Below are 21,332 nucleotides of genomic sequence, written 5' to 3' on the forward strand. Positions count from 1 at the left end.
ACACATTCCGGGGCTTGCCTTGCCACTGTGTTTCAAGGCAGGCTCTGGGGGTGTGCATTATTCCCATCACGTGTCAGGTATTTTTTATGTCGCTACGCATCTGCATTCTGGAAACCGACATCCTGCGTCCAGAACTGGTCGATCAATATCAGGGATACGGGCAGATGTTCCAGCGCCTGTTTTCGCAGCAACCCATCGCTGCCGAGTTCACCGTCTACAACGTGGTGCAGGGCGAGTACCCGAGTGATGATCTGACCTTCGATGCCTACCTGGTCACCGGCAGCAAGGCCGATTCCTTCGGCACCGACCCGTGGATCGAAACCCTCAGGACTTACCTGCTGACCCGCTACGAGCGCGGCGACAAACTGCTGGGCGTGTGCTTCGGCCATCAATTGCTGGCGTTGCTGCTGGGCGGTAAAAGCGAACGTGCGACTCAAGGCTGGGGCGTCGGCACCCACAGCTACAAGCTCGCGGCCAAGGCCCCCTGGATGAGCCCGGTGCGGGAAGAGCTGACGCTGTTGATCAGCCACCAGGATCAGGTGACGTCGCTACCGGAAAACGCCACGGTCATTGCATCGAGTGATTTCTGCCCGTTTGCTGCGTACCACATCAACGATCAGGTGCTGTGCTTCCAGGGGCATCCGGAGTTCATCCACGATTATTCCCGGGCGTTACTGGACCTTCGTCAGCAAGCGCTGGGCGAGCAGGTTTACCAGAAAGGCATGGCGAGCCTGGAGCATGAACATCATGGCGCTACCGTAGCGGAGTGGATGATGCGGTTTGTGGCGCACAAGCCTGAGGCGGTCAAAAGCTGAAAGCTTCGTGACAAGTCGAATCGTCGCACCGCCGCTCCGACATTTGATCTTTGGTGGTCACAAAATTTATGTCCGACCGAGATTTAATGTGGGAGCGGGCTTGCTCGCGAATGGGGGCAACCGGTTCTCACTGAAAGCACACGCCCCTACAACCAACCCGACCTCTTGAAGCTCGCCCACAAACCCACGCAACCCACGGCAATAAACCCCAGCACCCCGAAGTACCCGTAATGCCAGGTCAACTCCGGCATGTTCTGGAAATTCATCCCGTAAATCCCCGCCACCGCCGTCGGAAACGCCAGTATCGCCGCCCATGCGGCAAACTTGCGCTGCACCACGCTCTGGCGTGAGGCCTCCAGCAATACCCCGACTTCAATCGTCTGACTGGCAATGTCCGCCAGGGTCGTCAGGTCTTCCATCTGCCGCGTCACGTGAATCTGCACGTCGCGAAAATACGGGCGCATGTTCTTGTCGATAAACGGAAAGCTCAGCTTTTGCAGTTCCTCACCAATCTCCACCATCGGCGCCGCATACCGACGCAAGCGCAATACATCACGGCGCAGACTGTGGAGTTTTTGGATGTCACGCTCGTTCAGGGAGCTGCACATGACGTTGCGTTCCAGCTCATCGATCTCCGCATGGATCGCTTCGCCCATTGGCTGGTAGTTTTCAATCACAAAATCGAGGATGGCATAGAGCACGAAATCTTCCCCGTGCTCGAGCAACAGCGGACGCGCCTCACAACGCTGCCGGACATAGGCGTAGGAAGCCGAATGACCGTTGCGGGCGGTGATGATGTAACCGTTGCCGGCAAAGATGTGAGTCTCGATGAACTCCAGTTTGCCTTCATTGCGGATAGGCGAATACGTGACGATAAACAGTGCGTCGCCGAAGGTTTCGAGTTTCGGTCGACTGTGCTTTTCCAGGGCGTCTTCAATGGCCAGTTCGTGCAGGCCGAACTGGCGTTGCAGATTGAACAGCTCCTGCGCATTCGGCTCTTCAAGGCCGATCCACACAAAGTGACCGGGTTTTGCAGCCCAGGCAGCGCCTTCGTCGAGGGTGATATTGGTGACTTTCTTACCGGCGCTGTATACCGCAGCAGCAACAACTCTACCCATGATGGTGGTTCACTTCTTATTCGCAGATGGCAGTGGCAGGCAGTGTTCAGCTTAGCCTTGTCTATTGCTTGAGAGTCAGTGAAATCTACTGAGTTCGTAGGCAAAAGCTCGCAGGCAAAAGAAAACCCGCTCAAGGCGGGTTTCTTTCAAGCGGCTTGCAGTTGCCGGTCCATCGAGGCGATGCACTCGCGCATCTGCTCGCGACACTGGGCAATCAGTAGCGGCATGTCATCCAGGCTCAACCCGGCGGTAGGAATGGCCGGCAACGAACGGATCAGAATTTTCCCACCGCGCCAGCGGTTTAATCGCATGTGCTTGACGTAACTGCTGACACACACCGGAACGATCGGAACGCCAGCGGCGATGGCCATCTGGAAGGCGCCTTTCTTGAACGGCAGTAACTCTTCGCCGAGGTTGCGGGTGCCTTCCGGGAAGACCCAGATCGAAGTGTCTTCATTTTGCAGAGTATGGGTCGTGGTCAACATCGACTGGCGCGCCTTCTGCGCGTTGCCGCGGTCGATCAATACATTGCCCGCCAGCCAGAACAGCTGTCCGAACAATGGCACCCACTTCAGGCTCTTCTTGCCAATGCACACGGTGCGGCGGGGCACCACATTGCCGAACACGAACAGATCATAGTTGGATTGGTGGTTGGCGATGATCACGCAGCTGTCGGGTTTATCCATCAACGGTCCGACATCGGTCTTGACCCGCAGACGCAAAATACACATCGCCGGCCAGGCGTACAGGCGTGCGCACAAACGACTGTTGTCCGGATTGAACGGTCGGCACAGACCGAGAATCACCCCGAGCACACCCGCCACAATAAAGTGTAGGCCCATCAATAACATACGGAACGCAAACAGCATTTACAGGCCCCACCGGGACAAAAGGTGGCGCAGTGTACGGATGTGCACTGTTTTCGGCAATTGCCACTATAGAGGTAGGAGATAGCCGATGTTTGAGCGCATGTTTCCGACTTGTGGGTCAGATGCGGTCTAGAGCGGTTGTAGGCTTTTCAGCGAAGCGCGTACGAAAAAGCCCGACACGACGGTCGGGCTTTTCGGTATTGCAGGTTCGGGCTTAACCCAAATGTTCCTGATCCTGGATGATCGCGTTGTCCAGGGTCTCCAGCAATGCCTTGCGCACTTTGAGCTTGGTGTTCTTGTGGGCGGTCATGTTGATCTTTTTCAGCTGACGTGCCGCCGCCAGCGCTGCGCCTTGCAGCTCCTCGGCCGACACCACCACATCGAGGAAGCCGGCATCCACGGCGCTCTGCGGGTTGAACATCTCGCCATTGATCACCGAACGGTGGAACGCCGACTTGCGCAGACGATCACGCGCGATCTCGATACCGGCGTGGTGCATGGTCATGCCGATCTGCACTTCGTTCAGACCAATGCTGAACGGGCCGTCGACACCAATCCGGTAATCCACCGACAGCAGCAGGAACGCGCCTTTGGCGACCGCATGCCCAGGACACGCCACGATCACCGGGAACGGATGCGACAGCAGGCGACGCGCCAGGGTCGAGCCCGCAGTTACCAGCGCAACGGCCTCTTTAGGGCCGGAGGTCATCACCTTCAAATCGTAGCCGCCCGACAGAATCCCTGGCGTACCGGTAATGATCACCACCGCACGATCGGTCACCGCCTGATCCAGCGCAGCGTTAAACGCAGCAATCACGTCCGGAGAGATGGCATTGACCTTGCCATTGCTCAAGGTCAGGGTCGCGATACCGTCTTCGAGATGGTAGGAAATCAACTCACTCATGACGCTATTCCTTGTATGAAAGTTGAGGCAGACGTTACCCACCGCCGTAGGCCAGGTAAAGCGCCGTGACTGACCCACCAGTCACCCTTTACCCGCCCGGCAAGCGTAGCCCGCCATGCCTGCCGCGCATTCCCCTCTATATAGAAGCGGTCGCGAAGCCGGAGATTGGCAGGTTTGCCATGGTCCGGAATCTGCCGGAACGACTAAAACGCTAACCGCATGAAAATTCTGAAAAAAAAGTTTGCCATCAGAAAAGCTTTCGACTACATTAGCGCGCCTCGACAGACTGAATATGTTTGACGAGATACGGTGAAGTGTCCGAGTGGCTTAAGGAGCACGCCTGGAAAGTGTGTATACAAGAAATTGTATCGAGAGTTCGAATCTCTCCTTCACCGCCAAATTCGATGTAACCAAAACCCCTGATTTCGAAAGAAGTCAGGGGTTTTGTGGTTTCTGGCGTCTGAAAATTAAAGTCGTTGAGTTTCGCAGGTCGGCATTAGCAGACTGCTCGTTAAATGAATGCAGGCGTATATTGAAGTAGTGAGGCAATAGCCGATCACAGTGATTGTGACGCGTGAAGAGCTGGGGGGAGCTAGCGGATTTCCCTGAACGCTTGGAGGTGCGACATGAGCGAGTATCAACGACTCTTTCTGATAGCCGGTCCAACCCTGCGCCACACGCCGGCGCTGCAGCGGGCAGTCGCCATTGCCCAGGCCACACGCGCCTCGCTGCATATCACGGTGTTTTTCGATGACTTCACCCTCATGAACTTGATCGGCGGAAGTGAGAAGTTTCGTGAGACCTGTCGGCAAGAGAGCCAGAAGTGGCTGCAGGATGAGGCCGATCTCATACGCAGCAGCGGTGTAAAGGTGAGCACCGAAGTACAGATAACTCGCCATGCTCTGCAAGAAATCCTTCAGCATGTAGAAGAAATGCAGCCAGACCTGGTTATCAAGGACGTGCAACACGAGTCAGCGCTCAAGCGCGTTTTCATTACGCCGTTGGATTGGCACCTGTTGCGCGAATGCCCGGTGGCTGTACATCTGGTCAGCGAAGTCAGGTGTCCGCTTCCGCGAGTGGTCGTGGCGGCAGTTGATCCGTCGCAGCCAGAAACCCAGATCACCGGAATTAACGACCGCATCATTCAGGCTGCAAACTCAATGGCAATGCAGTGCAATGCTGAATTGCACCTGCTGTATGCCTGCGATCTCTCACAAACACATATCTCTGACGCAGGTGCCGGCGCCGTGACGATGCCAGGCTTCAACAGCGACGTGCGTCGGTCACTGAACAAGTCATTCAGGGCATTGGCCGATCACTACGGTGTACCACCTGAGCGACAACACTGTATTGACGGCCCTCCCACCAGGGCGATCGCTGACTTTGCTGCCCACAACCGCGCCGATGTGATCGTGATGGGAAGTGCGCACCGTAAAGGGCTGCATCAGTGGGTCGGCAGTACCACAGAGCACATCCTGTACAAAGTGCCCTGCAACGTTCTCGCCATCAGAGGGCAAGTGGATCGATAGATGGCGCGCGGGAAACCCCTTTCCCTGAAATCAAAATGGGCGACTTTTCTGGGCGCCCATTTTTTGTTCCTTAAAAACTGTAGGACTTTACTGTTTGCCGCCAAAAGTCCCGTCTCCAAGCTGCTTCCTTCAGCCTGTTAGACTGCCAGGCCCCTCGAAAGGAATCGACACCATGTCCCGCACTCGCGCTGTCTCCCTGCGAATTGCCAAACCCGCGACCGCTCTATTGATGTGCTTCCTGTCATCGCTGGTCACCGCATCCACCGCCACAACTTTCCCCGATGCCGCAGCCAGTGACCCCGAAAAACTCGGCTGGATGGTTGGCTCTCCACCGCCCGCCGATCGCACCGTGCGGTTTGAAGATGGCAGCTATTTCCAGTTCCCGGCGATGCGCTGGAGCGTCTCGAACTTCCGCCAACTCATGCCAACTATCAATGTTTCACGCGGGCTTGGCGCACCGGTGCCATTGGAAACCGCGCTGCGCAAAGACATCGACGCCATCAGCTTCACGCCACTGGGTGCGAAGGCTTCGATGACCTGGGATCAATCCCTCGCGGCTACCTACACCGACGGGATCGTGGTGATGCATCGCGGGCAAGTTGTTTACGAACGTTACTTCGGCGTGCTGAAACCTGAAGGGCTGCACGCGGCGATGTCGGTGACCAAATCCATGATCGGCACGTTGGGGGCGATGTTGGTGGCACAAGGGCAAATCGATGCGAACAAGCGCGTCGCCGAGTACGTGCCCGAACTCGCGGCTTCTGCTTTCGGCAGCGCCACGGTGCGTCAGGTCCTCGATATGACCACCGGCCTCAAATACAGCGAGGATTATGCGGACCCGAACGCCGAAGTCTGGGCCCATGCAAAAGCGGGTAGTCCTTTGCCGAAGCCTAAGGACTACACCGGTCCGCGAAGTTACTTCGAGTTTTTGCAGACGGTTCAGCTGCAAGGCGAACACGGGAAGGCGTTCGGCTATAAGACCGTCAACACCGACGTACTGGGTTGGGTGATCGCCCGCGTCACCGGTCGGAACGTCGCGCAGTTGTTGTCGGAGCGCATCTGGAGTCGGCTGGGGATGGAGCAGGACGCCTATTTCACGGTGGACTCCATCGGCACCCCGTTTGCCGGCGGCGGTTTGAATACGGGTTTGCGCGACCTCGCGCGGTTTGCCGAGATGCTGCGTAATGACGGCCAATTCAATGGTCAGCAGATCGTGCCCAAGGCGGTGGTGGATGACATTCGCCGTGGCGGCGACAAACAGGCATTTGCCAAGGCCGGTTATGACTTGCTTAAAGGCTGGAGTTATCGGTCGATGTGGTGGGTGACGGACAAGGAGGACGGCGCATTCATGGCTCGTGGCGTCCATGGGCAGCGTATCTATGTCGATCCGAAGGCCGAGATGGTGATTGTCCGGTACGCTTCTCATCCCGTTGCCAGCAACTCAGCCAACGATCCCGTGACGTTGCCGGCGTTTGATGCGTTGGCTCAGCATTTGTCCAGGCTGCCTTGAGTCAATATCTCCAAGGCTATGAAAAAGGAAATCTCATGATCACCACCACAACCCACACCATCGAAGGCCGACACATTACCGCCTACCTGGACATCGTCAGCGCCGAGTCGGTACAGGGCGTTAACGTCATTCGCGATCTGTTCGCAGGGATGCGGGATTTTTTCGGTGGGCGCTCACAGACCTTGGAACGGGCGTTGAAGGAAGCGCGGATTCAGGCCACTGATGAGCTCAAGGAACGGGCGCGGGCGCTTCAGGCAGATGCAGTGGTCGGGATCGACTATGAGATCAGCATGCCGGCCGGGAAGGGCGGGATGGTGGTGGTGTTTGTGACCGGGACGGCGGTCAAATTGAGGTGAGCCGGGAGCGGCCATTCGTCGGGCGCTGGGCAATCTGAATTACAAGTCCAGTAATGACCGACTAGTCTCAGAATCCTTGGTGGTCGATATTTTTCAGGCAAATAGGGCTTGCCGGTATCGATCCCGTTTTTGAGAGGGGCGAAAATATGACTGATCCGTATATCGAGGACGACGGGGCAGAGTTTCCGATCAACAATTGCGTGCAGTGTGGCCAGACGGAGTACGTGGCGGGTTTCGGTGAAGACCAGACTGAAGTCGGCAAAATCAAATCCACGGTGAGTCGCGGGCCGAAGTCGAAATTTTTACCCAAGGTAGCGGCACCTGCCAGGAAGTAACGAACCATCGGACAGACCCCGTCATTGAGCGGGGTTTTTTATGTCTGAAAGATTATTGTGATCGCGAATGTTTAATGAGGTGTCTTTCACAAAGTTTTCACACCGCCGTCCGTATTCTCAGCTCATCCGTTAGAAAGCAACACCTGGCCCGTTTCCCCAGCGGGCTTTTTTTTGCCTGTCATAAAACCTTTTCGATAAATGCTGTCCAACCGTCGCTGATGGCGAGATGCGGAAAGTTTTTGTGTGGACGCTGCCTCCGCTAAAGCATTAAATCCCCGGCTTTCGGTTTCCCCCTATTTTTGAGGTTTTCGTCATGCGTTTAACACTGCCTGCTCTGGTTCTTGGGCTTCTGGTTGCTCAAGGTGCGATGGCTGCTGGTGATGGCACGGCCGCGATCGGTGGTGGTCTGGGTGGCGCGCTGGGCAACGTGGTCGGCCAGAGCATGGGCGGCAGCACCGGCGCAGCGATTGGTGCAGGCGTAGCAGGCGCAGCTGGCAGTGCTGTCGCCGCACGCAAAGGCAGCCGCACCAAGGCAGCGATTGGTGGCGGTGTCGGCGCGGCCGGCGGTTCGATGATCGGCAACAGCCTGGGCGGCAAGACCGGTTCCACCATCGGCGCAGGTTTGGGCGGCGCATTGGGTGGCGGCGTGGGCAGCAACCTGTCCAAAGGTCACAAGCGTCACTGATCTTGATGGATCAACCGAAAAGCCCGGCTATCATGCCGGGCTTTTCGTATCTGCATATTTCCTCAACGTCCGCTTTGAAACTTCTGTTGTCCAACCCTTAACGCTTGCGGGCTTCACTGGGCGCAGATGCTAGACTCACGGCCTATCCGCAGCGCGTTCTCTTTCCCCCGATGCGGAACTTAGAGGTTCATATCATGCGTTTGACATTGTCCACAGTGGTTCTGGGACTTTTGGTCGCTCAAGGTGCAATGGCTGCCGGCGACGGTACCGCAGCAGTTGGCGGTGGTATTGGCGGTGCGCTGGGTAACGTGGTCGGCCAACAGATGGGTGGCAGCACGGGGGCCGCAATTGGCGCGGGTGTGGGCGGCGCAGCCGGTAGCGCTGTCGGCGCACAGAAAGGCAGTCGCACTGAAGCAGCCATTGGCGGTGGTTTGGGCTCGGCGGGTGGCTCCGTGATCGGCAACAGCCTGGGCGGTTCGACCGGTTCGACGATTGGCGCAGGCCTCGGCGGCGCAGCGGGTGGTGCTGTCGGCAACAATCTCGGCAGCGACAGTGGCAAGTCCCACTCCGGTGGTGGCCATAAACACAACAATAAGTACAAGAATAAGCACAAGAACAAGCGTCACTAGTTCGATATTGAGCGACTGCAGAACCCGGCCTAGTGCCGGGTTTTTCGTTTCTGTCACCAGGACTCGGAACGTTTGGTCGCAGGTCGCCTCGAACTTCATACACCCCTGAATGTTGTGAGGCATGCCATGACTCCTGAAACCGAAGGCAAGGAAGAAAAAGGCCCGAGCGGACTGCCGTTCATTAACGATCCAGGTAACGAAGACCCAGGCTCACTGATGGATGACGCAACAGTGCCGCTCAATGATGCCGATGATGCGGGTGATGTAGGCCAGACCGATTTTGAAGAAGAGGAAGAGGACGAAGATTGATTCGGACCGACCGATTGTCCCTTTGATCGAACGTCCGTCTGCACCAACCCTCGAAACTTCAGGGCCTGCTTTTTCAGGCCCTTCGAGAGGTGCTTTATGAACGCTGATCCAAGAGTCTCCGACATCGATGAAACCCCTGAATACCCGCTACCTTCACCGACCGATCCTCTTCCCCGCGACCAGCGTCCGCCGGACGATGATGACGCCGGCATAGAGCAGGTGCCGAACGAAGATGTGAAGCGCACGGACATTGAAGCGGACCCCAAAGACCCGGACATTGCCGGAAAAGAGCCTGGCGAACTGAGTTGACGCGTGCCCCGTGGCGTGGCGCCGCTCGTCGATTGAGCGGCAACTTTGAAAAATGAGCATTGCCAGAAGTCAGGTGATCACCCTTTAAAGGAGATGCATCATGACCAGATCAAAAATGACGGCGCTGACGTTAGCCGGCGTGTTGTCGGTCAGTTCATTGGCCGCGATCGCCGGGTCCGGTGCGCCAGTTGATAAAGGCGGTATGCCGCCGGGTACGGAGATGAACGCAGGTTCCGCGGACGGAAAAACGCCTTCCCCTGGCACTATTGATGGTGGGAATGGCGGCGATGCAAGCGGGAGCAGCACAAGCCCGGGGGCGGGAAGCGGGTCCATGAGCGGTGGAAGTTCGACGGGGAGTGGTTCTGGGAGTGGGTCTGGAGGATCAGGTAGTTCGGGGAGTTTTGGGAGTGGTAGTGGTGGGGGTACGGGGAGTGCGGGTGGTGGGACTGGGAGTGCCGGAGGGGGAACTGGTGGTTAGTTTGGTCAAAATAATTAGTTACTGAAGCCCGGCTATTTGCTGGGCTTTGTATTTATGTGACTGCTGCGAGGCTTTCGTAGGTGCGTCCTCTCTATTCCGATTATAAGAAGTTTACGTCAATTCGATGTATGCCTAGCTTTATAAAGTGGTCGTTCAACTCCGGGTGATCGTAGTGTATGTCCTCATCATGAAGATCGGTAAACGATACAAAGATATCGTTTTTCAGCATGCCGTATAGGTTATAGCCATAACCTTCTCCTGCTTTTTCGATCAGTACGTCAGTGTGAGGTGATCTCTCTATTTGATATGAGTCAAGCAGATAAATTGTTAGCTCCACTTCGTATGATTTTCCGATTTCTATCGCGTATGGGCACGAGTTTGCAAGGCAGTCAATGGTGTGCCCTTCAATTGACAAGGTTGTCTGTTCTTCGTTTATGGCATTGGTATGAAGAACTTTTACTTTTTTATATTGCTCACCGTATGGTCTGATAGTTTTGATTTTGGGCTCCTTTCTAGATGGCCGTCGAAAATGCTATTTTCGCGTTGCTTTGCAATTTTTTATGACTCCCCAGTGCCCCATGCTAGTGTGCTAACCAATTAGCCATAGAGAGCAGCAGTTTCTCACGCCATTTATTCTGCTAAAGAATCAATCCAGCGTTTGTAGAAATCCCGTTGTTGTTGAATGTCATTTGTGATGTCGGTCTCTTCATAGTCGAAGATATTAACCACATCACTAAGCTCGGCTGGTTTTCCCAAATGTAATTCATACGCTACTACACCCCCAGCCATTTGCGATGCCATACGCGATGGATAAACATTAAGCTTTGCCCCCTTACATAAAAATTTTGTTTCTGGAAAATCGGCTCGCAACAATCCAAGGCAAACGTAAAGATCATGCGCTGCGTATGTTTTTCTCAAACCATTTTCCGATATTAAAGTTAACGTCAAGTTTTGCCGGTCACATTCGATTACGGCCTTCTGAGTGACGCCGTGGGTGTCTATGGGTATTTCTATTACTTTCATGATTACTTCCTGTGCGGGTTAGGGATTGAGTAGCCTTCGTAGCTACCATCAGCGTAAACGGGAGTGACCCCGAGAATGTCTCGGCTATCTATTCCTCCAGGAAAAGCAATTTCAGCCTCACCCCTATGAGGCGAAAGCAGGCCGAGTTTTTTATTCACATCTATCCCGCGAATATTTTTCATTACGTACACGAAGCCATCTTCATACCCATAACCAGTTGCAAAATTTATAGCCTCTTTTTCTGAAGTCGAAGTACTGACGAAAAAACTGGGAGGACTTCGGTTGTCATGTGCATGTAAGTAGAGGTCCATGCTGTCTCCCAGCGGCTCAAATCCTGTCTCAAAAATTTCCCAGGATTCCCGTGAGTCTCCGCGATACAAGTAACGATTCTTTGGTGTTGGAGATGGAGCGCCAGGCTCCTCCAAATCAACCTTCACCTGACCCGACGGATCTTTAGCCCCACCTGCCGGCCTGCACCCATCGGCCCCCGGACACTCACTCAACCCCAACGGATCAACCCACCCCGTCGGATTCAGCGCATACCGATACCCGTTCAACCCACCTGCCAGCTTGATCGGGTCCTGCGTCAGATACCGTCCGGTTTCCGGATTGTAGTAGCGATGCCGGTTGTAGTGCAGGCCGGTTTCGGCGTCGAAGTACTGTCCCTGAAAGCGCAATGGCTGGTCGAGGATTTGGTCGGTGTCGCGGTTGAGGCGGGTGAGGCGGCCGTAGGCGGTGTATTGCGCGGCCCAGACGATGTCGCCACTGTAATCGGTCAGCTCCTGCGGCGTGCCGAGGTGGTCGAGTTGGTAGTAGAACGGGCAGGCTTTTTTTGGGCCTTTGCCGTCGAGCATCGCCAATGGGCGAAAGCTGCCGGGTTCGTAGACGTAGCTGCGGTAGTGGGCGATGCCGCTTTCGGCGACAAGTTGATCGCCCTGCCAGAAGAACTCGGTGTTTTTGCCATCGACGGTTTTGCTGATCCGGCGGCCGAAGGCGTCGTAGCGGTAGGTCGTCTGGCTGCCGTTGGGCAGGGTGACGCCAATCAGCCGATGCTGACAGTCGTAACGGTATTCGGTGACGAGTTTTTGCCCGGTGCCTCGGCGTTCACGGATCAGGTTGCCGAAGGCGTCGTAATCGTAGTGGCGGTCGCCTTGCATCAGCAGGCGATTGCCTTTGACGTTGGCCGGGCCTGGACGATCCTGCATCAGCAGGTTGCCCGCCGGATCATGGGCAAAGCTTTCCGGTTGGTGATCGCGAGCGTGGCGGACGCGAATCAGGCGGCCGAGCGGATCGTATTGGTAGCTGCGTTGGCCGTGCCGCGTGTCGGCAATGTAGTCGAGGTTGCCATTGGCGCTGTAGGCATAGTCGCGGCGATACAGCGATTGTCGGAGTTGGCTGACAGCATGGGCCCTCAGACGGCCCTGATCGTCGTAGGCATATTCGCTGAGTAGTAAGCCTTGTTGGCGGTGTTGTTCGCGACTGAAGGCGAACTGATGAGTCGTAAGCCGCGCGCCGTTGAGGTCGATGGCCGTCAGCGCACCGCCCTTGGCGTGGTGGTAATCAAGTTTGCTGCCGTCCGGAAGACGCAGGTGGTTGAGCTGGCCGCAGGCGTCGTAGCCATAACGCAAGGTGCCCCAGCCCTGATGCTCGGTGATCAGGCGATCCTGCTGGTCGTACTCGAACTCCAGCGGGTGATCATGACCATCATCGACGCTGATCAGACGACCAAGGCTGTCGTTGCGGTATTCGACCTTGATGCCATCGGGCAATGTCTTGACCAGCAACCGTCCAACCGAATCCCGTTGATAACCGGTCACCCATTGCGAACCGTCATCGCCGAACTCGGTTTTCTCCGCCAAGTGTCCGTTGAGATCGTAGGCATACGCCGTTCGTCGACCGTCGAAACCGGTTTCCTGTCGGATCAATCCATTGGGCGTGTAGTCCAGTCGATATTTTTCGCCGGACTCATTTTCGATTTCCGTGAGTAACAGTTGCGCGTTGTCGTAGCGATAACGTAGTTGGGTGCCGTCGGGATTGATGCGGCGGCTGACCAGGTGCAGGTCGTCGGCGTACTCGTAGTGCGTGACGCGGCCCAGTTCATCGCGTTCGGCGGTGATTTTGCCGTAGGCGTTGTAGCTGAAGGTCCTCCTGACGCCAGTAGGAAATGTTGTCTGAAGCAGTCGTCCAACGGCGTCCCATTGGTAATGAGTGACCGCACCATGTTCGTCCTGACGGGTAATTTGCCGCCCTAGCACATCGTAGGAAAACCGCCGTTGACCACCGTCCGGCAAGGCCTCTTCGACCAATTGACCCAAGTCATTCCAGATGAAGACATGTCGACTGGTATCCGGGTAACGGATCGACAACAACCGTCCTTTGGCGTCGTAGTAATAATGGGTGACGTGCCCCTCCGGGTCCGTAGCCTCGGTCACTTCACCCTGAGCGTTTCGTTGATACTTCCACACCGCTTTGCCGCGATAGCGCGCATGCAGGAAACCGTTGCGGTACTCGTAGGACGTGGACTCGCCTTCAGGTGGAATCAGGGCGATCAGCCGTCCGACCTCGTCATAGCTGTACTGTGTGATTGCTCCTAGCGGACCCTGCTCGGCAATCAACCGACCCTTGTCGTCGTATGCCTTAAGGTGTTCGGCCCCATTGGGCTCGACCCGGCGCACCATTCGCGCTTGATCGTCGTGTTCGTAGACCTCTTCACTTCCGTCAGCGTTTTTAACCAGTACACCGCCGTTGTCGTCCCAGACATAACGCGTATCCATCTGCGCAAACGACGCCCAATGACGGATGCATCGGGCCGCCTTGCCGGACCTTTCCCACTCCCAAAAGAAACTGGCCCCGCCGGCCAGTTGCCGCTGCAGGATCACGTGCTGGTTGTCGTAGTCGTAACGTTCGCTTTCGCCGGCGGCATTGGTCGCCTCGATCAAGCGGTGGCAGGCGTCGTAGCGGTAGGTGACCAGTGTTTGCTCGGTACGCCAGGCGTCTTCCAGCGTGTCAGCCGGATGAAAAATCTGGTACTCGACGGCAACCATGTGTCGGCGCTCGTAACGCAATAGCAAGGAGCGCCCGGCGCCGTTGTCGAGTCGCTTGATCCTTTCGGAAATGTCCCGCTGCACCGTCAGCCGATTGCCGTGGGCATCGCTGATCGCCGTCAGTCGTCCGGTGCGAAAGTGGTAGAAACGTGTTGTTTCACCCGCCAGTGCGAGGATCAACTCCTCTGGCTCGTCCCCCAGATAAATCGCCGCTCGCGACAGACTGTTGTGAATCGTCGGACGCTCAATACTCGGTAGGGGGAAGGTCGTACGACGGTTTTCGTGGTCAGTCCAGACGACCTGCATTCCATCGATATCCAGCCGATGAGCGAGGGAATGACTCCAGCCGAACCCCAGTCCGCAATCGATCTCGGCGGCGCTGGTGCGATAGAGTCGGGTGAACTCGAACGGTAAAATCCCGTCCAGTGAACCGTCGGTCAGGGTCAGCAACTCTTCGCCGGTAACCATCGATACCGGGCAGCCATTGGTACAGGTCAGCGGCCCGCAATCGGCGCTGTCGCCATTGGGGTTTTTCGCCTGATCCGGCACATCATCCCGATGCTCCTGCCTGCTCAGGCGGGTCCTGGCGTCGGACTTGTTACGAACGATGGCGACCGGATTTGCCACCGACACAATCGATGAGTCCGCAGCGGTTATCTGCATCGGAACCGCAGGCGCAGGCTTGAGCGGTGTATTGCGGGCATTGACCATCAAGGGTTTGAGAACGCCCGCGTGGGCCGACAGGTCAGACCGGGTTGGCAGCTCGGCCAGTCGCAGACTCGCAGTCTCCAGCCATCGGCGGGCGCGCTCAGACTTGATCTTGCCCAGCACCTTGGTGCTCATGCCGAGCGTCAGTCCTGTAGGACCGGTGAGGCAGGCCAGCAGGAAACCGATCAGTATTTCTGTACGAACCTGCGCCACGACTTCGGCGATGTGTTGCGGCGGCAACATCCTCAGCCAACTGGTGAACGCCGCCAGGTGAATGAACATCAGTGGCTCATCGCTCAACATCAGCAACACATTGGCGATGGCCTCGGTCGAGGCGTTCAGCAATGTCGCCAGCTCACCCTCGCTCAGGTACTCAAGGAGCTTTTCACTGTTGGCCTGCAAGTCGGCGAGCAACTCATAGACCTGCTTCACGTCATCCCACAAGCCATGCAGGGAATGCTCGAAACCACGCCAGTCCGCCCGTTGCAGCATGCCGTAGCGTTCCGTGAAAGGTGCCTCGGAAAACTCCGCCCACAGCGGTTGGAATTCGCTCGTCCATTCGTTGCGCAACCAGCCTTCCAGCTCGCCGATGATGTCCTGATAGGAGGCGTAAAGTGCTTTGACGTGATTCGCGGAAACATCAGGAAAGAAGGTGATGCGGTAACGATGGCCGCGCCAGCAGTCGGGGATTTCGAGAATGCCGCTGGGGCCGATGGTTTCGTGGACCGGCTCGCCAAACGTCAACTCACCATTGAGCTCGGAGATAACCGGCTCAAGCATCACGGGCGTGTCGCCAATCGGGACGAAGCGCGCGGCTTCGAACATATGCACAAGGGTCAGCGGCCCGCTGGCGGGGCACATGCCAAGTGTCGAACTGACGGGGGCGGTGGAACCCTTCGGTGCGCTGAGGCGGACGTCATTGCCGACCTTGAATACCTGCTCGACATCCAGCGCCGGGCCGGTCCAGAAGTTTTCGGCCCAGGCCTCGTAGTCGTTGAGGCACAAACGGAAATCACCGAGCAGCGCTTCAATGTTCGGCTGCTCGGGGTTCATGGCGGCAACCACCAGCAGGCCGATGGCATTGTTCAAGGCCAGGACCTTGTCAGGGTCGAACATTCACAGTCCCTCGCGCGGATCAATTTTGAGCGCAAGACTTTGCGGGGGATCAGCGAGGAAAGAAGTCGGGAAAGGTGGTGTTTGGTGTAGGGCGAATCGCTAATTCATGGTCGGCGCCGGGCATCGGACGTTGCTCTATGCCAGCCGCGCTCGTTATGCTGCTGAAACCTTTAATCGATCGCAGATCCGGCCGTTCCCCAGCCGCCTGGGATGTCATTAAAAACGGATCAGATGCGATGAATGCACCGCTGAACGAATTTGGCCCAATCAAGGCCGTCATTTTTGATATGGACGGCTTGCTGCTGGATACCGAAGGTATTTACACCGAAGTCACGTCCATTATCGCCCAACGTTATGGTCGGACCTTCGACTGGAGCGTCAAACAAAACATCATCGGCCGTGGCGCGGGTGATCTGGCGCGATATGTGGTCGAGGCGCTGGACCTGCCGATTACCGCTGAAGAGTTTCTGGTGATCCGCGAACCGCTGATGCGCGAGCGTTTTCCGACAGCGTTGGCGATGCCTGGCGCACAAGAACTGGTTCGGCATCTGAAAGCCCACAACATTCCGATCGCCGTTGGCACCAGTTCCTCGCGGCAGTCGTTCGGCCAGAAAACCACCTTGCACCGTGACTGGTTTGCGCTGTTCGACTTCATCGTCACCGCCGATGACCCGGAAGTGGGTGCGGCCAAACCCGCGCCGGATATCTTTCTCACGGCGGCACGACGCCTGGGTGTGGCGCCCGAGGATTGCCTGGTGTTCGAGGATTCGCCATTCGGTGTCACGGCGGCGAAAGCGGCGGGGATGACGGCGATTGCGATCCCGGATGCGGCGATGGCTGACGAAAAGTACGCACACGCCGATGGCATTCTTCGTACGCTGAAGGCGTTCAAGCCCAGCGCCTGCGGCTTGCCAGCGCTCGATTGGGCCTGACACAAAAAATGTGGGAGCGGGCTTGCTCGCGAAGGCGGTGTGTCAGTCGACATTAGTATTGCCTGACACACCGCTTTCGCGAGCAAGCCCGCACACATGGGATTGCGTTTAACTAACGCGTATCAGGCGCCAAAACCACCATCGATAGTCAGGCTGGCCCCTGTGATGTAACCGGCTTCCGGGCCGACAAGGTAGGCGACGAAGCTGGCGATTTCTTCCGCTTCGCCGTAACGGCCAACGGCCATCAGCGGGATCAGGCTTTCGGCGAAGTCACCGCTGGCCGGGTTCATGTCGGTGTCGACCGGGCCCGGTTGCACGTTGTTGATGGTGATGCCCCGTGGGCCCAAATCACGGGCCAGGCCTTTAGTCAGGCCGACCAGCGCCGATTTGCTCATCGCGTACGGGCCGCCACCGGCGAAGGGCATGCGATCGGCGTTGGTGCTGCCGATGTTGATGATGCGACCGCCTTCGGTCATGTGTTTAGCGGCTGCCTGGGTAGCAATGAACACGCTGCGCACGTTGATCGCGAGGGTCTGGTCGAAGTCTTCGAGTTTGAATTCTTCCAGCGGTGCAACAGCCAATACGCCGGCGTTGTTGACCAGGATATCCAGGCGGCCGAAAGCTTTAACGGTCGCGCTCACGGCATTGCGAATGGCCTCGGCGTCGGCGCTGTCGGCCTTGATGGCCAGGGCTTTGCCGCCGTTACCGGTGATGCTGTTTTGCAATTCTTCGGCCTTGGCCGTGGAGCTGACGTAGGTGAAGGCGACTGCCGCGCCTTCAGCGGCCAGGCGTTTGACGATGGCCGCGCCGATACCGCGGGAGCCGCCCTGGATCAGCGCCACTTTGCCGCTGAGGTTCTGAGTAGTCATGTCGATCTCCAAAGTCCCGAGGCGAGATGTCCCGGTTGATGGAGCCTAGTATCGATTCCGGATTACACGTTGTGTAGACGGTAATTGCGATAGTCTGAGTAAACCAAAAGTTTATAGTGGCGTTTATGGAAACCTTCAGCAGTATCGAATGCTTCGTGCGTAGTGCCGAGGTTGGCAGTTTCGCCGAAGCCGCGCGGCGCTTGAGCCTGACCCCGGCGGCAGTCGGCAAGAGTGTCGCCAAACTTGAGGCGCGGCTGGGTGTGCGGCTGTTTCAGCGCAGCACTCGCAGCCTCACATTGACCGAGGCTGGCCAGGTGTTTCTCGGCGAAGTCAGTGCCAGTTTGCTCACGATCCAGAATGCCGTGGCCAATCTCGCCAGCTCGGAAGGGCGCCCGGCGGGCACGCTGAAAGTCAGCATGGGCACGGTGTTCGGACGTTTATACGTTGTACCGTTGCTCGGCGAGTTTTTGCGACGCTTCCCGGCCATCAATCCGGACTGGCATTTCGATAACCGCCAAGTCGATCTGATCGCTCAGGGTTTCGATGCAGCGATCGGTGGAGGATTCGAGCTGCCCCAGGGCGTGGTGGCACGCAAGCTGACATCGGCGCATCGGGTATTGGTGGCGTCAGCCGACTACCTGGCGGCGCATCAGGCGATTGTCGAGCCCGATGATCTCAAGCATCACGATGGCATCCTGATTCGGTCGCCGCAGACGGGGCGCGTGCGTTCCTGGCAGTTGACCGGCCGTTCTCAGCAACACAGCCCGTTGATGCTCAAGGTGCGGATGACCATGAGCGACTCCGAGGCTGCTTGTGCCACCGCAGTCCAGGGGCTGGGCATTGCACTGGTGAGCATGCCGTTCGCTGTGGGTTATCTGGAGGCCGGGACTTTGCAGCGGGTGCTACCGGACTGGTATGTCGATGATGGCAATATTTCTATCTATTACGCCGAACACAAACTGCTACCGGGCAAGACCCGGGCGTTTGTTGATTTCATCATTGAGCAGTTTGCGGAGCAGGGGTTGGGGCAGCGGTTCAGTGCTCTTTGAGCCAGGTTCGAAACCGGGTTGACCTATTCGCGAGCAAGCCCGCTCCCACACTAGATCTGTTGTGAATACAAAATTTGTATTCAATGGAGATCCAATGTGGGAGCGGGCTTGCTCGCGAAGAACGATAACGCGGTCTACTGCCCGAAACGCCCGGGCCAGCCGATAATTTTCTTCGGCCGCGGCGTCGCATAGGTGCGCACCTTCGACGTCGACAACCCCAACCGCACCAACGACTCGGCAATGGTCACTGCCGCCGTCACGCCATCCACCACCGGCACGCCGGTACGCTGGCGAATCTGCTCATCCAGCCCGGCCATGCCGCCGCAGCCCAGGCAAATCACTTCGGCCTTGTCTTCGAATACCGCCAGTTCCGCCTGTCGCACGATGGCCTCAAGGGCGCGCTCGGGATCGGATTCCAGTTCCAGCACGGCCAGGCCACTGGCCCGCACCGATGCGCAACGGTCCCAGAGCCCGGACAGTTTGAGGCGATCCTCGATCAGCGGCACGGTGCGGTCCAGGGTGGTGACCACCGAGTAGGCGTGACCCAGGAACATCGCGGTGCTGGCGCCGGCATCGGTGATGTCCACCACCGGCACGTTGAGCAACTCCTGCAAACCTTCACGACCGTGCTCACCGTAACCGGCCTGGATCACGGCATCGAAGGGTTGGTCGTAGGCCATTACCCGGTCCATCACCGCAATGGCGGCCAGATAGCTTTCGAAATTGCCCTCAATCGAGTCGGCACCGAAATAGGGCGTCAGGCCGACGATTTCGGTCCCGGGCGCGGCCACAGCCTGAGCCTGGCAGGCGATGGCCTGGGTGATGGATTCGGTGGTGTTGACGTTGACCACGAGAATTCGCATGGAAAGTCCTTAATAGCGGGGTGGTTCTGCGGCCCGACTGTGCGGGGCCGCCAGGGAGTTAATGACTGACGTTGTCGACCGCGATGGATTCACCGCTGACATCGGCGTAATGGGGCTGCCGTTTGGCGATGATCAGGTAGAGCATCCCGGCAATCCCGGCACCGATCAGCCAGGAGAACGGCGATACGCTGTCGAAACCCGGTACCAGTGCCAGGACGATGGCGATCAAGGCTGCAGGAATAAACGCCGCCACGGCGCGTAAATTGACCCCTCTGCTGTAGTAATAAGCGCCGTTGGGATCTTCGCTGTACAACTGCGGCACGTTGATCTGGGCTTTTCGTACCAGCCAATAGTCGACCATGATCACGCCGTACAACGGCCCGAGCAGGGCGCCGAGGCCGGACAGGAAATACACGATCACCAACGGGCTGTTGTAGAGGTTCCACGGCAGGATCAACACGGCGATGGTCGCGCTGATCAGCCCGGCACTGCGGAACGTCAGGTATTTCGGCGCCAGGTTGCTGAGCACGAAGGCCGGGGCGACGAAGTTGGCCATGATGTTGACCGCCACGGTGACGATCAGGAAGGCAAGGCAGCCGAGCACCAGGAAGAAGGTATTGGGAATGGAGGCGATGATTTCTGTCGGGCTTTCAATGATCCGGCCATTGATCTGAAATTGCGCGCCGCAGAGCAGGACGGTGATGCTGGCGAACACCAGAATGTTGACCGGCAGACCCCAGAAATTTCCGACCTTGATGGTCTTGCGGCACGGCGATGAGCGAGCGAAGTCGCAGAAATTCAGAATCAGTGTGCCGTAGATCGACAGCCACAATGCGCCACCGGCAAAGATGTTGCGCCACATCTCAGCGCCGGTCAGTGGTTCACGGATCGACCAGGCGATGGTCGCGTTGGCCTGGGTGTACATCCACGCGGCGAGGGCGGCGACGGTCAGCAGAATCACCGGCCCGGCAAACGCCTCGTAGCGCCGTACCATCTCCATGCCATAGGCGAGGATCGCCAGCTGCACGAACCAGATCGCCACGAAACACACCCAGCCAAGGCTCGACAAACCGAGGATCGAGTCGTGGTCGTAGTCGGCGAATCCGGGATGCACCGCCGTCAACAACACGCGTAAGACCACCGACGCCAGGTACGTCTGGATTCCGAACCAGGCGATGGCGATAACGGCGCGGATCAATGCAGGAATCTGCGCCCCGTGAATCCCGAAACTGATCCGGCTGATAACCGGAAACGGCACCCCGGTCTTCTGGCCCATGTAGCCGGAGAGGTTCATGAAGCCATAGACCAGCGCCGCGCCGATCCCCAGCGACAGCAGAATCTGCCAACCGCCCAGACCCAGTGCATAGAGGCCGATGGCGAAGGAGTAGTTGGCGATGTTGTGAACGTCATTGGTCCACAGGGCAAAAATGCTGTAGCGACCCCAGCGTCGACCTTCAGCCTTGGTTGGCGCCAGGTCCTTGTTGTGCAGGCGGGGGCTGAGCACCACGGATTCCTGAAACGTTTGATCGTGGGTGGTGGAGGTGGGGTGTAAGGAGGGCAGATCCAGCGCGATGTTGTTATTGGAGAGACTAGTACGCATTCCGGCAGGCTCCTGAAGCTTGGCATCGCGATGACTGTGCATGAGCGTTGGCTCGACAAATCTTCGTCGCGGGCATCAACCATCATTGGTTACGGGGCATCTGCAGCCTGTACGGGATAGGGCGCTTCAGGCTTGCGGATCTAAAGTGTGTGTATGTTCTGTTTGTGATTGTATACAAAACATGTATGCACTTAAGCCAGATCCATGCCACCCAGCGGTCTATAAATTTCGACGCTAATTTCGTTTTGTTATCGATTGCTAATAAGTGACTGAAAAAAAGGC

The 21,332-nt window shown here is 57.3% G+C and carries 20 protein-coding genes and 1 tRNA gene; 12 read left to right on the plus strand and 9 right to left on the minus strand.

From position 1 onward, the window contains the following. The first annotated feature begins 86 nt into the window (after window positions 1-86). Window positions 87-815, plus strand: coding sequence for an amidotransferase (locus ACA055_RS08710; protein ID WP_497683253.1), 729 nt, complete (start codon window positions 87-89; stop codon window positions 813-815). A 146-nt stretch (window positions 816-961) separates the two neighbouring features. Here ACA055_RS08710 and ACA055_RS08715 read toward each other — a convergent pair whose 3' ends face one another. The 3 genes from ACA055_RS08715 to ACA055_RS08725 all read right to left on the minus strand — a co-directional run bounded on the left by ACA055_RS08715 (window position 962) and on the right by ACA055_RS08725 (window position 3,706). Further along, the gene (locus ACA055_RS08715; protein ID WP_497683254.1) at window positions 962-1,933 is read right to left on the minus strand and encodes a magnesium and cobalt transport protein CorA; all 972 of its coding nucleotides are present in this window, start codon (window positions 1,931-1,933) and stop codon (window positions 962-964) included. A 146-nt stretch (window positions 1,934-2,079) separates the two neighbouring features. Next, window positions 2,080-2,802 (minus strand): lysophospholipid acyltransferase family protein, encoded by a 723-nt coding sequence (locus ACA055_RS08720; protein ID WP_497683255.1) that lies wholly within the window; start codon window positions 2,800-2,802, stop codon window positions 2,080-2,082. A 214-nt stretch (window positions 2,803-3,016) separates the two neighbouring features. After that, window positions 3,017-3,706 (minus strand): crotonase/enoyl-CoA hydratase family protein, encoded by a 690-nt coding sequence (locus tag ACA055_RS08725; protein WP_497683256.1) that lies wholly within the window; start codon window positions 3,704-3,706, stop codon window positions 3,017-3,019. A 308-nt stretch (window positions 3,707-4,014) separates the two neighbouring features. Between ACA055_RS08725 and ACA055_RS08730 the strand changes: the two genes are divergently transcribed. The 9 genes from ACA055_RS08730 to ACA055_RS08770 all read left to right on the plus strand — a co-directional run bounded on the left by ACA055_RS08730 (window position 4,015) and on the right by ACA055_RS08770 (window position 9,368). Continuing rightward, a tRNA-Ser gene (locus tag ACA055_RS08730) sits at window positions 4,015-4,104 on the plus strand. Between the two features lie 228 nt (window positions 4,105-4,332). Continuing rightward, window positions 4,333-5,235 (plus strand): universal stress protein, encoded by a 903-nt coding sequence (locus tag ACA055_RS08735; RefSeq protein ID WP_497683257.1) that lies wholly within the window; start codon window positions 4,333-4,335, stop codon window positions 5,233-5,235. Window positions 5,236-5,407: 172 nt separating this feature from the next. Beyond that, window positions 5,408-6,745 carry a serine hydrolase domain-containing protein gene (locus tag ACA055_RS08740; protein WP_497683258.1) on the plus strand — a complete coding sequence of 446 codons (1,338 nt, stop codon included), beginning with the start codon at window positions 5,408-5,410 and terminating at the stop codon, window positions 6,743-6,745. A gap of 35 nt (window positions 6,746-6,780) precedes the next feature. Continuing rightward, entirely contained in the window at window positions 6,781-7,101 is a 321-nt protein-coding gene (locus tag ACA055_RS08745) for a YbjQ family protein (protein WP_497683259.1), read from the plus strand. A gap of 146 nt (window positions 7,102-7,247) precedes the next feature. Continuing rightward, window positions 7,248-7,436 (plus strand): hypothetical protein, encoded by a 189-nt coding sequence (locus ACA055_RS08750; protein WP_497683260.1) that lies wholly within the window; start codon window positions 7,248-7,250, stop codon window positions 7,434-7,436. A gap of 313 nt (window positions 7,437-7,749) precedes the next feature. Beyond that, complete coding sequence (locus ACA055_RS08755; protein ID WP_497683261.1) at window positions 7,750-8,121, plus strand: bacteriocin; 372 nt, start codon at window positions 7,750-7,752, stop codon at window positions 8,119-8,121. 194 nt (window positions 8,122-8,315) lie between these two features. Beyond that, window positions 8,316-8,750: a glycine zipper domain-containing protein gene (locus ACA055_RS08760; RefSeq protein ID WP_497683262.1), complete on the plus strand. Its 435-nt coding sequence runs from the start codon at window positions 8,316-8,318 to the stop codon at window positions 8,748-8,750. Between the two features lie 126 nt (window positions 8,751-8,876). Then, entirely contained in the window at window positions 8,877-9,059 is a 183-nt protein-coding gene (locus tag ACA055_RS08765; protein WP_497683263.1) for a hypothetical protein, read from the plus strand. A 96-nt stretch (window positions 9,060-9,155) separates the two neighbouring features. After that, a complete protein-coding gene (locus tag ACA055_RS08770) occupies window positions 9,156-9,368 on the plus strand; it encodes a hypothetical protein (RefSeq protein ID WP_497683264.1) in 213 nt (70 codons plus the stop codon). A gap of 578 nt (window positions 9,369-9,946) precedes the next feature. Here ACA055_RS08770 and ACA055_RS08775 read toward each other — a convergent pair. From ACA055_RS08775 to ACA055_RS08785, 3 genes are all read right to left on the minus strand, one after another. Beyond that, entirely contained in the window at window positions 9,947-10,345 is a 399-nt protein-coding gene (locus tag ACA055_RS08775; RefSeq protein WP_497684376.1) for a UCP019853 family protein, read from the minus strand. 131 nt (window positions 10,346-10,476) lie between these two features. Continuing rightward, window positions 10,477-10,869: a hypothetical protein gene (locus ACA055_RS08780; RefSeq protein WP_497683265.1), complete on the minus strand. Its 393-nt coding sequence runs from the start codon at window positions 10,867-10,869 to the stop codon at window positions 10,477-10,479. Window positions 10,870-10,871: 2 nt separating this feature from the next. Continuing rightward, complete coding sequence (locus tag ACA055_RS08785; protein WP_497683266.1) at window positions 10,872-15,737, minus strand: RHS repeat-associated core domain-containing protein; 4,866 nt, start codon at window positions 15,735-15,737, stop codon at window positions 10,872-10,874. Between the two features lie 236 nt (window positions 15,738-15,973). Between ACA055_RS08785 and ACA055_RS08790 the strand changes: the two genes are divergently transcribed. Beyond that, window positions 15,974-16,669, plus strand: coding sequence for an HAD-IA family hydrolase (locus tag ACA055_RS08790; protein WP_497683267.1), 696 nt, complete (start codon window positions 15,974-15,976; stop codon window positions 16,667-16,669). A 122-nt stretch (window positions 16,670-16,791) separates the two neighbouring features. On the opposite strand, the gene ACA055_RS08795 is transcribed toward ACA055_RS08790, so the two are convergent. Next, window positions 16,792-17,538, minus strand: coding sequence for a 3-oxoacyl-ACP reductase family protein (locus ACA055_RS08795; protein WP_497683268.1), 747 nt, complete (start codon window positions 17,536-17,538; stop codon window positions 16,792-16,794). A gap of 125 nt (window positions 17,539-17,663) precedes the next feature. On the opposite strand from ACA055_RS08795, the gene ACA055_RS08800 reads away from it, so the two are divergent. Then, on the plus strand, window positions 17,664-18,587 hold the full coding sequence (locus ACA055_RS08800) for a LysR family transcriptional regulator (RefSeq protein ID WP_497683269.1): 924 nt from the start codon (window positions 17,664-17,666) through the stop codon (window positions 18,585-18,587). 134 nt (window positions 18,588-18,721) lie between these two features. Here the strand turns inward: ACA055_RS08800 and ACA055_RS08805 are convergent, their stop codons facing one another. Continuing rightward, entirely contained in the window at window positions 18,722-19,450 is a 729-nt protein-coding gene (locus ACA055_RS08805; RefSeq protein ID WP_497683270.1) for an aspartate/glutamate racemase family protein, read from the minus strand. A gap of 58 nt (window positions 19,451-19,508) precedes the next feature. Then, entirely contained in the window at window positions 19,509-21,050 is a 1,542-nt protein-coding gene (locus tag ACA055_RS08810) for an NCS1 family nucleobase:cation symporter-1 (protein WP_497683271.1), read from the minus strand. Between the last annotated feature and the right edge of the window lie 282 nt (window positions 21,051-21,332).

Source organism: Pseudomonas sp. LBUM1657 (assembly GCF_059716075.1).

Excerpts from the sequence above, each read along its gene's own strand:
- ACA055_RS08710 (WP_497683253.1), top strand. The coding sequence starts at position 87 with ATGTCGCTACGCATCTGCATTCTGGAAACCGACATCCTGCGTCCAGAA.
- ACA055_RS08715 (WP_497683254.1), bottom strand. The coding sequence starts at position 1,933 with ATGGGTAGAGTTGTTGCTGCTGCGGTATACAGCGCCGGTAAGAAAGTC.
- ACA055_RS08720 (WP_497683255.1), bottom strand. The coding sequence starts at position 2,802 with ATGCTGTTTGCGTTCCGTATGTTATTGATGGGCCTACACTTTATTGTG.
- ACA055_RS08725 (WP_497683256.1), bottom strand. The coding sequence starts at position 3,706 with ATGAGTGAGTTGATTTCCTACCATCTCGAAGACGGTATCGCGACCCTG.
- ACA055_RS08735 (WP_497683257.1), top strand. The coding sequence starts at position 4,333 with ATGAGCGAGTATCAACGACTCTTTCTGATAGCCGGTCCAACCCTGCGC.
- ACA055_RS08740 (WP_497683258.1), top strand. The coding sequence starts at position 5,408 with ATGTCCCGCACTCGCGCTGTCTCCCTGCGAATTGCCAAACCCGCGACC.
- ACA055_RS08745 (WP_497683259.1), top strand. The coding sequence starts at position 6,781 with ATGATCACCACCACAACCCACACCATCGAAGGCCGACACATTACCGCC.
- ACA055_RS08750 (WP_497683260.1), top strand. The coding sequence starts at position 7,248 with ATGACTGATCCGTATATCGAGGACGACGGGGCAGAGTTTCCGATCAAC.
- ACA055_RS08755 (WP_497683261.1), top strand. The coding sequence starts at position 7,750 with ATGCGTTTAACACTGCCTGCTCTGGTTCTTGGGCTTCTGGTTGCTCAA.
- ACA055_RS08760 (WP_497683262.1), top strand. The coding sequence starts at position 8,316 with ATGCGTTTGACATTGTCCACAGTGGTTCTGGGACTTTTGGTCGCTCAA.
- ACA055_RS08765 (WP_497683263.1), top strand. The coding sequence starts at position 8,877 with ATGACTCCTGAAACCGAAGGCAAGGAAGAAAAAGGCCCGAGCGGACTG.
- ACA055_RS08770 (WP_497683264.1), top strand. The coding sequence starts at position 9,156 with ATGAACGCTGATCCAAGAGTCTCCGACATCGATGAAACCCCTGAATAC.
- ACA055_RS08780 (WP_497683265.1), bottom strand. The coding sequence starts at position 10,869 with ATGAAAGTAATAGAAATACCCATAGACACCCACGGCGTCACTCAGAAG.
- ACA055_RS08785 (WP_497683266.1), bottom strand. The coding sequence starts at position 15,737 with ATGTTCGACCCTGACAAGGTCCTGGCCTTGAACAATGCCATCGGCCTG.
- ACA055_RS08790 (WP_497683267.1), top strand. The coding sequence starts at position 15,974 with ATGAATGCACCGCTGAACGAATTTGGCCCAATCAAGGCCGTCATTTTT.
- ACA055_RS08795 (WP_497683268.1), bottom strand. The coding sequence starts at position 17,538 with ATGACTACTCAGAACCTCAGCGGCAAAGTGGCGCTGATCCAGGGCGGC.
- ACA055_RS08800 (WP_497683269.1), top strand. The coding sequence starts at position 17,664 with ATGGAAACCTTCAGCAGTATCGAATGCTTCGTGCGTAGTGCCGAGGTT.
- ACA055_RS08805 (WP_497683270.1), bottom strand. The coding sequence starts at position 19,450 with ATGCGAATTCTCGTGGTCAACGTCAACACCACCGAATCCATCACCCAG.
- ACA055_RS08810 (WP_497683271.1), bottom strand. The coding sequence starts at position 21,050 with ATGCGTACTAGTCTCTCCAATAACAACATCGCGCTGGATCTGCCCTCC.